The organism is Epibacterium sp. MM17-32 (assembly GCF_022348205.1).
GTDB lineage: Bacteria > Pseudomonadota > Alphaproteobacteria > Rhodobacterales > Rhodobacteraceae > Epibacterium.
On record NZ_JAKRFC010000024.1, the window covers coordinates 1 to 12478 of the forward strand.

Here is a 12478-nt window from a genome sequence, read left to right on the forward strand (position 1 = left end):
TAGGATACCGGCCCCCAGCGCCCAAAAGCATCGTCCCGATAGACCAAAGACCGACGATGCATTAACATTCAAATTGGACCACTCGATGGGGGCACATCAAGTCCACAGTCGCCTGAACGTTCCACAACATGTCCATGTACTGTTGCGGTTTGCCGCCCTCGGCGTAATACACGATCTTACGCGCATAAGCGGGACCTGCATCTGATCGGGCAAAGTCCACAACCGCATCGCGTTTGTGGTTCATCCAACGTTCGCAGAGGATGGCTGCCGGACTGATTGGAGAGCCAAGAAACTTCTGGTTTTCCTCCAATGCAGAACTCGGCAAGCCCGCAGGGGTCAGGACAGTAGCGTCTTCCGTCATCAGGAAGCACAGATCTAACGCATCCTCAGAGGGATCGAAGGTGCCGAATGTCGGTGTGACCTCGAACAATACAGCAAGCCTATCCTCCAGGAATTCCGAGGAGGACATCTCGATGGCCGCATCTTCGAAAAACGTGGCCTGGCCAAGCATCAACACGCGATCCAGGCCTTGCTGCTCACCAAGGACGAGGATCCGCATCTCGTTGTCTTTTTGATAGCGCATCGTCCACATCACGCGCGTATCCGAGCTAGAAAAGGAAAACTCGTCCTTCCAAACTGCGCAGCCTTTTTCATCGAGTTTTCCATCGTCAGGGTCCATCACGTCCAAACGTTCACAGCGATAGCCCTCCGCCTCAAAAGTTGCGCGGATTTGTGCGGAAGATTGGGAAAAATTGGCACCGCCGATGGTTGCCAGATCTGCGGCAGACGCTGCGCTATGCGACAAGATCAATGCGACGGTTGTCGCAAGAGCCCGATTGAAAATCATCAAGGTATTCCTGGAAACTGGGTTGAAAAACAAGGCCCTGCCATGGGTAAACCCGCAGCAGGGGCAAATCTCAGATCATTTTGACACTTCGCTCAGATCCACAGGTACGCAGATGCCGGATTGCTGGCCCTGCTCGCTGTGGGACACATTGAGTTCAAGCGTGTCATAAGAGACCGAAAGGGTTAGCTTGTCGTTCAAGCGCATGACCTGCTCAGACCCGGTGTCGGTGGTGGTCTGCGGCCCCGATCCCGGTGACAGGGTCATACGCAGCTGCTCGTTTTCGATTGTGACGGCCCCGTTATCGGCGCGCGCCATCACAAACCGAAAGCCACCAGCCTGACAGGCAAGCGCCTGTGGGCGGGAAAGCTCTGACACCGGGCCAGAGCTCTCTGCAAGTTGAGACAGGCGCACATAGCCGGAGCTACACACGGCGCCGATTGCATCCGGTGCGTTCAAATCGCACTCAAACCCATATGACTGAAACCGTATCCCCTGCCAGCCCTCAACCGGAGCGCCACAGACGCGCACTTTCTGATCCACCGGGATGACCTCGGTTGTGACCTCCTCAGGCCCGAGGTGGATCGGACTGACATCCTTGTCCTCCATCCACTCCGCAGGCCGCAGTGCATGGATCGGCCCGCAGTCCGGTGACACCTCGGGAACGGATACAACCGGAGCGACCCGGCCCGTAGTATGGGCAAACTGGTCAAGCATGTGGAAGTTATCGACAATAGAATCCGGGTTACAGGCCTCCTCGTTCGCAGGCAGGAAATCATGCGCCAGTCCCAGAGACACGGAGGCGAATTCCAGATCCCGATCTACGCCCACAGTGAAAACCCGTTTTCCTTCATAAAAACGGATGTAGCTGAAATCTTCTTCGGATTGCGCGAGACCAGTTGAAAGGTAGGGCATGAACCGCACGGGCATGGACAGGTCATAGACAGGGTCAGACAGGTCAGGACCGCCGCGGAACTGAACGGTGTCATTCTGCAGGCACACCTGGACGCGAGAGGCATTCTCCGTGTCACAATAGAAAACCTGGGCCCCGCCGGCCCCACAGTCGGCAAATGCCGGAGCTGCACAGGCGGCGAAACTCGCCGCGATTAAGTAGCGCTTCATTTGCGTTAGCCCCCAAACCCGGCAATATTGCCTTGTTTCACCCACGCGCTGGAGCAATTGCCCCAGTAAGCCATGTTCGGCGGCCAATCATCGGGCGTCATGGAGCACGCAGCCAGACGTTCCTCATAATCGAGCTGGGCCATATAGCCACCGGCACCGTCGCCTTTGTTGGGATCTATCCAGATTATGCCAGAATAGCCGTCCTCAGAGACGCATTCAAAAGCGGAGCCGAGGTCGGAGGGAAAAGCATAGCCAAGGATCGCGGCCTCCTCCGATGGTGCCGCATAGAGCGCGATCTGTCCGTTTTCGGTGCCTTCATTGCTCAACACCCCGGCGACCTCTCGACAGTCGTAGCTGCCATGAGGCGTGGCTCCGGTGATGGGCTTGCTCGGCTGGTAGAACGGAGCGCTGTCGGCGCTTGGCCCCGTCCGCATGGTATTCATTGAGACGCGACGCAACGCCAAGAGGTTGTCGATTTCCGCACTCAGGGCCGGTTGCATGCAAGAGAGGCTGCGATCAGGGGCGGTTCCGCGTCCAAACAGATCCAGCCAAATCTCCGCATCAGAGGTGTCGTCAGTATCCATGGGTGTTTTCACACTGAGTACAGCGCGCCCGCCCTCATGCAGGAAAGAAAACTCATGCACATCCCACGGGAACCCACCCGTACCCGGCGCCATGCCGAAAGGTACATCGGCGGCGAGTTGATAGATCGGACCATCCGAAATCTGAGGCGTCACGTGGAGTTCCAAAACCGGATCTCCTGTTTCAGGGTGCTGACTGCTGCAGACTTTGATTTCATCTGCCTCCTCAGTAAGACAGAGCACCTGTGTCGCCAGAATGTCGTCGCAAAAGGCCTGTGCCATGCCCGCCGAGCACAGCAGACTGACCCCGAATTTTGTCAAAAACGACCGCACGTTTAGTTCTCCTTTGAGGCTGGGGCGTAAAGTGCCGCTTCGTTCAGCTCCGCAAGCGATCCATTCACTGTGCCGGTTGCACAAGTATATGAAGAGGCTCCACCGCCGTCCCGGATCAGGTTCATGCCTGCAATCTGTCCAGATACGTAAACTTCATAGCTCGCCCCCACGCCGCGCAGTGTGGAGGACGCCCAGTCATTCGCGGTGAGACCTGTCACATCCCCTAAAGGAACGCTGACTTCGGTGGGAAGGCCCGGCTCTTTTTCAAAAGCCAATCGGGCGTCTTGCGGCGTCCAGCAAAGTTCCAGACGCCCTCCACTCGGCAAGGCGCATGATAGGGCCTGGGTTTCAGGCGGCAGGCACTCCGCATGACCAACGACAGGCGCAAAGGCTAAGAGACAAAGCAACTTCGAACGCATGAGCCCGCTCACCCTGCAAAAGCAGTGCAGTCATCGGGGCTGACCGATCCTTCGGGAATCCAGCCCGCCCCCGTCTTCGTCTCAACGAACTCAAACCCGCCCCAAGGTTCAAAACGGAAGTACACCGTCGCGCCGCCCTCTATGGTGCCGATAGGATAACTGTCACGTATGCCAATCCCGCTGGTCAGGGTAACCGGTGCGCCAGTGTACCCAACACAGGAGGATTCAAATTGTGACAGCGTCGGCAAGAGGTCGACATCATCCAGCTTTCCGATCAACGAAGAGGCCAAATGGCGACCTTTGGTAGCAACCTTACAGCTATAGCTGGCTTCCAGTTGTTTATGTGCGCTGACCATTCGCTGATCCCAGTCATTCAGGCTGGGAGATTTCGTCGAACACTCTGCACTAAAAACCGACTTACCCAGGGCAGAGCCAAAGCAATAACCTGCTCTGTCGAAGGCCATATTCCGCAAATACCACGCGTCCTCACACAAGGCACTTGCAGTGCCCGCAGTGCAGGTCAGGGCTGCAGTTAGAACCAGTGCTTTCATCGTCGTCTCCTTAAACAAATGCGGGGCGTGTGCCCGGCTTGGGCCAAGTGGAACCAGGCGCCACATGCCTGCGGTGTTATTGTATTGGCTGAAGATGGGCGCTATCGACCCACCCCGTGGCGCAGGGCCCCGTGTAGGGCTGGCCAAGGGCTTCGGGCCGCAAGAAGCACCCCGTCAGGCCCAGTGTTGGGATGGCAACGGCGACGAAATCATTTTCACGATCAATGACATCAACGGTGTCACCCGGTTGTAGCATCCACCAGATCGGGGTCGCGGCCGAGGGGCGTGCCGCGGCATAGACTGGCAGGCCCTCGGGGTGGCCAGATGTGTCAGCCACCCGTGCCACCCCAACCGTATTTACGCGCGGGATGATCTCATCCTGGGAAAAGAACGCGGCAATCGGGCCGCGGGTATCCTGAGCGCCCCACAGTACCTCGGGGTCGGCATAGATCGTTTCCGGCGTGCATAGTGTCTGATCGACTTGCGCGCGCCAATGCGGCGATTGCAGCCACATGCTGTACTCGCCGGTCGCTGCAAGCGATTCCTCCATGTCGTCCCATGGCAGCGCCGCATGCAGGGTCACGGGCTCTGCCAGATCGGTGCTCCAGAACCCGATTTCCAGCCGTACTTGATCGTCCTCGGACCAGCTGAACCATGTTGTATTCGCATCGGCGATCAGCGGCGTGTCATAGTACATTTCGCCCGACGCCAACGCGTGACGTGTCAGCATATAGCTGTGATCCTTTGCGCAGACGGTAATCTGCTCGCGAACGTCGGCGTCGTCCGTTGCACATTGAAACAGCACCTCGCCACCGCAAACAGGTTGCGCGTTGGCTGTGCCGGACCACCCGGTCGCCATCATCATCATGACAGCCGCTGACAGAGTTCTTGGCAGCATCACAACAGCCCTTACTGCGCCGCTTCGATCAGTTCGATGAGCGAAGACAGGTCGCTGTTTACGCTGCCCGCGTCACAGGGAATATCAGCGATCAGCGCGCCGTCTTTCAAAACATTGACTCCGCCCATTTCGGTGGCATCTGCCGCGCGTTCGCTGCCCCACCAGACCTCATAGGCGTAGCCGCCGCCACCATCAAAGGTCACGGACTCGCTCATGAAATTCCCCATGCCATTCCAGGGCGACGCGGTGATCGTGGCCATGTCCTGCAGGATCTCTTTTTCCACCGCCCCGTTGGATTTGAAGAACCCGTAGGCCGCCTTGGCGCCATCTGCCCAGACCGCATTGCAGACCTCGACGCCGCGCGTCCCGCTCTTCAGCGTGCAGGTGAACATTTCGGTGCCGTCAAGTTCGCAGAATTGCCCGGCTTGAAGCGCGCCTGCGCCAAACATCAGCCCAATCGAAAGGTATATCTGTTTCATATTGTGTCCTGTCACGCGGAATAGGTTGGAAATTCAGGGTGTCTCGGGCGCTGATTTACGCAGCCAATAGGCGCTGGCGGCAGCTCCGGCGAAAGCGACAGCAATGATGAGGAGCGCCAGAACAGGCCGGAAATAGACCCAGGCAATCGCTATCGTGGTGCCACCGACAACCAGCGTAAGAGCGACGCTGATCAACGAGGTAACAGAGGCCGTGATCCATCCCAGAATAGGCAGAATGCTGGCAATCACGTCCACCACCCCGAACAGCGCCTTGAAGCCCAAAAACAGCAGGACCATGAGACCAATGCGCAACATCCAGGTTTTGAAGGTGTTGTTGGAAACAGCTGTCTGGAACATCTCTTCCGCGGTCCTCAGCCCTTCTTCCACCAAGTAGACCTTGCGTCCATTTTGGGCAGTGTAGGGCACCAACGTGTCGCCGCGCTGTACACCGACCACGCTTGCCTTCTCGATTTCAGACGCGTGATAGCTCACCCGGATATCACCAAGCTGAGGAGCCGTGACATCCGCACCAAAAACGACCCGCCCCGCGACCAGTTTGGCCGGCTGCTCCAGCGAGAGGGCGCGCGCGACATCCTCCGCTTGCTGTGCGTCCAACAGCATCGGTGTTGAACCGCCCAGATCTGAAATCTCATCATCTACGGTAAAGGCACCAATTGTGCCCTCTGGCTGTCGGATCACTTTCGATGCGATTGGCATCGGCGGGTTCATATGCCCCTCGGGGACCCGAAACTCTGCTCCACTGGCTGGCGCATCCGTCCAATCCTGACGATAGGTGTATCGCGTGGTCTTTTCCTGCCCGCCACCTAGTTTTGTCTCCGTCTTGGTTTGCTTGTCTTCGATCCAGGCAAATTGCTCTACCTTGCGTTCAAGACGCACGGTCTGTGCAGACGCGACCACCCCCAGCGCCACATCCGCCAGCGGCACCTCAAGCGCAAGCGGGCCGCTTATATGCAGAAGGCGATCTTCGTTTTGCGGATCAATTACTCTGTGGTCTACCGACAAAACCTGGTTGGCCCCTTCGGCAAGCGCCCGAGCTGTACGCACGGCATTGCCTTCGTTCCAAAACAGAAAATACACAGCGATACCGATAAAGCTGATTCCAAGCCCTATGCCTTTGATGGCGTTTTTCAGCCGGGCAAACAGGCCAACTTGCGTTGTTTCCGTGAACTGAGACACGATTTAAACCTTTGAAATTTCTGGATACGCGGGTCAGGTGCTTTTGCCAAAACCCAAGGTTTTGATGACTTCGGCAACATCTGCCATGCTGGGCCCAACGGCGATCGGCGCATCGGGGACGCCCAGCCAGTCGTTGATTTTCTGCGCCGTCACAAGATGGCGCCTGCTCGTCGTGTAACCATGGGACAGCGCAACACGATGCCTGTTCTGAGCAGCGCCTGTCACCACGCACAGCCGGTAGGTATAGCTGGTGTGCAGCCGGTTATTGCTACGTTCATTGCGCTTCAGATCAACATCGGCCTGCTTCACGTTTTCCAGCGTGATGGTGTCCTCGCGCGTGCCATGCAGCATTGTTTTTCTCAGGGTCAGTAGGTTGCTGGCGCGATCAAACACAACTTCTGTTTTGTGGTAGACCAGCCATAAAATACCTCCACCGATGCAAACAGCTCCAGCAGCAACGCCCCAGCCCGCGGTGTAACCGGCCACGGCTGCGCTCAGGCTGAGCCCAACGACAACAAGAAGAATACTGCACAACACGGCCGAAATGACGCTGGTTGTCCCCCTCAGGATGAGGCGATCAGGTTCATTCAGGTGGATTTTCATTTGGCGAGGCTCAGGTTCTCAGTGGTTTTTTGAATTGGGTAGCCTCTGTTCGGTTCGGACGAACCCGAAGTCAGGTGAACAGGTTACTCGCTACTAACGTTGCTTTGCGCGCAGGCGACGTCCGTCAGGTGCAAACGAGGCAGATAATTGCACCTGTCAGCGCCGACCTGCGCAGCAAACCATTGGCTACAGAAGCTCGGCCCTGCTGGGGCCGTCCCCAACGGTCCCTTTGTCAGCTCTGCCGAGATTAGTGCCGCGTTCCTGGGTGTCCGCAGCGGATGCAGGCGCGCTTTGTTTTTCGGTGCCTTTGGCTTCCTGCGCAAAGGCAGGTGCGGATAGCGTCAGCGCAAGGGCAGCAAGAATGGTCGTGAATTTCATGGTCGTTTACCTGTTTGACGTTTTGTCAGCGTTTGATAGCGACAGCCGGCGGAGGCAAACATATGGATATTTCTCCATATTGCGGTCGGGTGGGATATCTGTCTGCGCGCACCAGCGAAAGTTCTTCAGTCGTATGAAAACGGTCTGAATAGATCTTGTGCGCCAATACGTCAGCTAGAACACTGTTGGGTAAGTGAACCGCCCCGGTTTTACCGAAGGCAGATGCCTCATGACCTGTGATGTGATCCCAGAAAACGCCCCCGGTTTTGACTGTAGGTTTCCGCAGAGAACCCCTGGTTGGGAGAGGAGCGGAAACGCATGAAAGCGCACTGGTTCATGAGCCTTGAAGATGCAGCCAAACAGTTCGAGGTTTGGCGTAGAGCCTACAATGAAGAACGCCCGTACGGGGCGCTATCGGGAACAAGGCCCCGGCAGACCTGATGAAATCAGTTCACGACACCGGCCCGTGAACCTGATGGAACCGCGGAAATTCTAACAACGGCCGCGGGGCCGTTGGGTAGCACATCAAACCTGAACAGAGCGAACTTATGAGCGTGGCCTCTATAGGGAGCAGGTCAGAGGCCATGCGCGTACGTCAATGTGACCGAAGCCAAATAACACATAACACCGGCCCTCACCTCTGCGAGAGCCGGCGTCATTCAAAGGCTGGACCGACTAGAGCAACCAGTTGACGGTCAGATCTTCGTCTAGCAACAGAGTGGTCTCACCCGTTGCGTCGATATAGCGATCATAGGTGACACCATCGCGCTCTTCTTGACCGTCGCTCTCCATTTCAAGGCTAATGTTCACAACATCCCCCAGATCACCAGACACTGCGAGTTCATCTAGATTGGACTGCCGGATATCATACCAGCGGGTGATATTTAGCGTGTTCTCCAGACCATTGGTGAAGTCCATGGCTTCGATACCGTCGACGCGCCTGCCCGTGAATTCAAATACATCTGCAGCCTCTGCAAAAACAACGACGTCAAAGCCCCTGCCGCCACTGAGGCGCGCATCTTCCATATCAGCGATGAGAACATCGTCGCCCGCTCCGCCGGCCAGGCGATCAACACCATTGCCACCGGAGAGAACGTCATCGCCCGCCCCCCCGATGATTGCGTCGCGGCCTTCGCCACCTGACAGGCTGTCTGCGCCGGAGTCGCCCCGCAACGTGTCGTTGCCTCCTTCACCAAAAGCGACATCGGCGTAAATCAGGTCGTCACCCTCGCCGCCAAATGCGATGTCTTCGCCCTCGAAACCACGCAACGTGTCGTTGCCGGCGCCGCCGTACATCGTGTCATCACCGTCTCCGGCGTTCACAAGGTCATTGCCCTCGCCCATGTAGATAACGTCATCGCCGCCAAGCCCCTTGGCAATGTCGTCCACCTCTGTACCCAGGATAAAATCCGCGTCTCTGGTGCCGCTCTGTATTTCTCCGGTCGCTTCGAGTTCAATCACATTTTCAGGGAGCGGTTCTTCCGGACCTTCGGGTTCTGGCACAGAACCATCTGTCGCTTCGTTCAAATAACGCACATCCCGGATCAGACCCTCGAAGTTGTCTTGGAATGTATAGCCGAGTTGCATGCCCCAGCTTTCCTGAACATCGGTCAGCCCCTCCATATGCGCGCTGCCGATTTCTTCGCCGTCCAGATACATCACGGCCTGTTCATTGTGTGAATTGTAGCTGATGGCGACATTGTGCCAATCGGTGTCACTGATTGCGATGTCGGACACCAGCTCATAGTGCTCCTCATCAGCATTCCAGAAATCAAACGTGAGGAAGCCATCATCGTTGATGCGCAAGCGCATGGAGCTAATCCACATCATTAGATAGCCGCCACCATCGCTATCCATGTCTCGTTTGAGATCCAAGCTGAAGGTAAACTGGTCTTGGCTATAGAGGTGCTCTGCGGAGCGATCCAACGTGATCGTCGTGTCATTGTTCAGATGATACGCAAGGCTGCCATCCTCCAATGTTACAACCGCATCTGCCAGAGCTTCTCCGCTCAGACCCACCCCATAGGAGGAGCCATCCACGGGGCCATCGGCAGTCAGCTCCAATTCAAACAAGGTCGGCTCGTCCACGTTTGCCCGGATCTCGTTGACCGCAACCGTTCCATCCTCGCCCGTCACTGCGAGGGTTACCACATAATTGCCAGGCGCGGCATAGGTGTGGTTCACCGCCTGCCCCGAAGCTTGGGTACCGTCGCCGAAATCCCAGACATATGTTGCCCGCTCATCGGTGAAGCCCTGCGCATCCGCGGTCAGGCCCGCATCAAACGAAAAGGCAAAATCGTTGCCGGTGAACTCACCCGAGCTGACCACGGCAAGCGGGGTCAATGCGTCCGGCGTTGCATCAAACTGCGTGAGCGATGCCCCCAGGTTCTGGCCAGCATATTCAGAATCGGGCAGAAATTGTAAATCAGATACTGAAGAATACATCCCCGAAAGCGCATCCACGAAAATGTTGCCAACATAGTTTTCCCCACCGGGGTTTGTATTCTGAGTAATCAAATTACCCGAGATCGTGTATCCGCTCTCCAACAATTCTTCCATGTTGGCGATACGCGGCACGATATTGTTCTGGATCGCGACATCTACAGACGCAGGGGACAGCCTGATGGATGGGACCGTCACGCTTCCATAATCACGATCAAGATTCTGGATGACTGTATTGTTATTAATCTCCAAACCATGCGTTGCGCCCACAACGATGGAATTGGCCACCGCGTTGTAGACCACATTGTCTTCGATCAGAATATTGCGATAGAACATTTCCTCGCCGGCCAAACCTCTGTCGACCTGTTCATTGCGCAGGAAGATCGACTGGGATCCATCTCCATCCGTGGCCATAAGGATATTACCCCGGATGATAATGTTCTCGGATGGGGAATCTGTGCCGGCGGTCCAAAACTGGATCAAATCCGCGTGGTCGCCACGGCCGGGTGCATCCTCGTGACGCCAGGGGGTCATGTCGCGGATCTCATTGCCTTCGATCAGGACATTTGTGACCTCAACGAAATCGAAGCCGTCAGAACGAAGATCATGCACATAGTTGTTTGAAACATCCAGATTATCGATTTGGGTAAACACCGCACCCCGAAAGAAACCGTCGATTTCATTGCCAACAAACGTGACATTTTCAGCACCACGCGCCGAAAACGCGATCCCGGTGCTCATACCCGCAACATTACCACCATGCGCCGCGACATCTTCGTGGTCCAGCGGATCGCCGCCCAGCTCCTCGGGGACAGGCTGCCCGGTAAACTTTGAATTCTCAACCGTGATATTGCTGGCGTCGCGACCATCAGGCGACCAGTTGCGCACATTGAACAAGCGGGTCGTCGTGGTGGTTTCTTCGGTTGGGGTCAGTTCAAATTCCAAATCCGCAAAGTGGATGTTCTGCCCACCTGCGATTCCAACGCTGGAAAACACAGCTGCATCATCTGGGTTTGCGGAACGAATGGTGACGGTGCTGTCATATACACCATGTGAGTTATCCAAACTCTTGGGAGAGATATCGAGATCTCCGTAATCGCCGGGTTCCAACAGAATCGTTTCACCACCTGTTGCGTAATTAAGCGCATTGGTGAGTTCTTCTGCGGAGGAGACGGTAATAGTTGTTTCATATTCCATTAGAAAGTTCCTTTGCAAAATTTTAGCCTAAGGTGTGATTTCAATGACCAAGATCTAAGGACCAGGAATAATTTCCAGCATATGACCACGGCTGTCAGGGTGATTGCCAAAAGGAAGACCCTGACGTGAACGATCAAATGCCGGGACTGAACGCATAGAACGCTTCATTCCATTAAAAGCCCTGATAGAGCATAGCTTCATGGTGGGGTGACATCGGCCAATCGCGCCACACGCCTGACTGCGTCACGAGCGATGGCGATATGAAATGGTAAAATCGCGCAGAGATATATTCGCCCAGCGGCATTGTGCGGACGTACCCATGTGGACAAAGTCACGCTGCCGTCGCGCGATAGTACCGATACACGAAAGTTCAGATGCCGATCATCGAAACCGGCGATTATCTCATCACTCGTTTCTGCTTCGACGGGGAAAACGCCTAGCTTATCCGGCGCCTCGGGACCGTTGGCTGACAGGCCAAATGGTGCTGTCAGGACATTCCGCAGACCGACGAGCAAGCGAGCCCAGCCGGGAAAGCGCACAATTTCTTCCGCAGCCTGTCGCACAGGCACATGAGCGCTGACGGCATAGCTGTCCAGAAAATCCTCCCCCATAACATACTGCTCGAGCAATGAACCCATTGGTAAGGGGATCTTTTCTACGGAATGAAGTGATCGTTTCATCGGGATCTTTCGGCTTTCACAGGCTTGAGGTGACCTTCGCGATCTTTGTCGCGTGCTGCGCAAACGCCTCCAAGATCGAGATCGGTTACTCTTCCTATCCCCGCCACTACGGCGCGTTCGGCGTCGAAGAAGACTTGTTCGTCACGTCCCGCCCCCAAGAAAACCAGATTGAGCTTGTCCTGCGTCCCACCGGTCTTGCGGGGCGTGAAAGACGCATCTTGTTAAACAACTCGTGCTGATTGTTCTGTGACGCCCGCAACTCGATGAGTGTGGGAGGCGTCAGAGCGAGATTCAGCTTGGCCATTCCCCGGGGCATCTGAGCCAGATGGTCATCGCGCAACGGCAGCAGGGTTTCGGTGGTGTCTCTCATGCATTCATCCAGTTCATTGCACTAAGATGACGACCGAGGTGGGGCACCTGTGACACGACAAACCCAAAAAAACATCCAAGGTACTGGCAGTGTTTCGTCGCTCCAATCGTGATCTGTATATTCGGCTCTGGACCCATTAATTTGGTTGCCGTTCGCCGGCGATCTTGCTTCAAGCTTCCAAGCTTTAGGGGGCGTGATGAGCAATCTTTTATGACTGACTGACGAGCAAATGGCCCGGCTTCGACCGTACTTTCCGAAGAGCCATGGCATATTCGTGGATCGATACGCGGTGTAGAGGGGCCTCTCCGCGGGAGCCTCGTCTCGCACCTCAGTGGAGTGGACACCCCCATACTGGAACTCCGTCAGAGCGGCTGCATCGACCGG

The 12478-nt window shown here is 56.1% G+C and carries 12 protein-coding genes and 1 pseudogene; 1 reads left to right on the plus strand and 12 read right to left on the minus strand.

Annotation, left to right across the window (positions count from 1 at the left end):
• Positions 1-61 precede the first annotated feature (61 nt).
• From MHM88_RS22075 to MHM88_RS22115, 9 genes are all read right to left on the minus strand, one after another.
• Entirely contained in the window at positions 62-847 is a 786-nt protein-coding gene (locus tag MHM88_RS22075) for a hypothetical protein (protein ID WP_239369052.1), read from the minus strand.
• Positions 848-922: 75 nt separating this feature from the next.
• The gene (locus MHM88_RS22080; RefSeq protein ID WP_239369054.1) at positions 923-1966 is read right to left on the minus strand and encodes a hypothetical protein; all 1044 of its coding nucleotides are present in this window, start codon (positions 1964-1966) and stop codon (positions 923-925) included.
• Between the two features lie 5 nt (positions 1967-1971).
• Positions 1972-2829 (minus strand): hypothetical protein, encoded by an 858-nt coding sequence (locus MHM88_RS22085; RefSeq protein WP_239369056.1) that lies wholly within the window; start codon positions 2827-2829, stop codon positions 1972-1974.
• A gap of 53 nt (positions 2830-2882) precedes the next feature.
• A complete protein-coding gene (locus tag MHM88_RS22090; RefSeq protein WP_239369058.1) occupies positions 2883-3155 on the minus strand; it encodes a hypothetical protein in 273 nt (90 codons plus the stop codon).
• Between the two features lie 152 nt (positions 3156-3307).
• Positions 3308-3850, minus strand: coding sequence for a DUF4453 domain-containing protein (locus MHM88_RS22095; RefSeq protein WP_239369060.1), 543 nt, complete (start codon positions 3848-3850; stop codon positions 3308-3310).
• 76 nt (positions 3851-3926) lie between these two features.
• Positions 3927-4748, minus strand: a complete 822-nt coding sequence (locus MHM88_RS22100; RefSeq protein WP_239369062.1) for a hypothetical protein — start codon at positions 4746-4748, stop codon at positions 3927-3929.
• A gap of 11 nt (positions 4749-4759) precedes the next feature.
• The gene (locus MHM88_RS22105) at positions 4760-5227 is read right to left on the minus strand and encodes a hypothetical protein (protein WP_239369064.1); all 468 of its coding nucleotides are present in this window, start codon (positions 5225-5227) and stop codon (positions 4760-4762) included.
• A 33-nt stretch (positions 5228-5260) separates the two neighbouring features.
• Positions 5261-6424 carry a TMEM43 family protein gene (locus tag MHM88_RS22110; protein ID WP_239369066.1) on the minus strand — a complete coding sequence of 388 codons (1164 nt, stop codon included), beginning with the start codon at positions 6422-6424 and terminating at the stop codon, positions 5261-5263.
• A gap of 33 nt (positions 6425-6457) precedes the next feature.
• Positions 6458-7027, minus strand: coding sequence for a hypothetical protein (locus MHM88_RS22115; protein WP_239369068.1), 570 nt, complete (start codon positions 7025-7027; stop codon positions 6458-6460).
• A 696-nt stretch (positions 7028-7723) separates the two neighbouring features.
• Between MHM88_RS22115 and MHM88_RS22120 the strand changes: the two are divergent.
• Positions 7724-7875: pseudogene (locus MHM88_RS22120) on the plus strand (integrase core domain-containing protein); the annotation flags it as partial.
• A gap of 205 nt (positions 7876-8080) precedes the next feature.
• Here the strand turns inward: MHM88_RS22120 and MHM88_RS22125 are convergent.
• The 3 genes from MHM88_RS22125 to MHM88_RS22135 all read right to left on the minus strand — a co-directional run bounded on the left by MHM88_RS22125 (position 8081) and on the right by MHM88_RS22135 (position 12094).
• Positions 8081-11044 (minus strand): PKD domain-containing protein, encoded by a 2964-nt coding sequence (locus MHM88_RS22125; RefSeq protein ID WP_239369070.1) that lies wholly within the window; start codon positions 11042-11044, stop codon positions 8081-8083.
• A gap of 197 nt (positions 11045-11241) precedes the next feature.
• Positions 11242-11724: a DUF2867 domain-containing protein gene (locus MHM88_RS22130; protein WP_239369072.1), complete on the minus strand. Its 483-nt coding sequence runs from the start codon at positions 11722-11724 to the stop codon at positions 11242-11244.
• Between the two features lie 106 nt (positions 11725-11830).
• Positions 11831-12094, minus strand: a complete 264-nt coding sequence (locus MHM88_RS22135) for a hypothetical protein (RefSeq protein ID WP_239369074.1) — start codon at positions 12092-12094, stop codon at positions 11831-11833.
• Between the last annotated feature and the right edge of the window lie 384 nt (positions 12095-12478).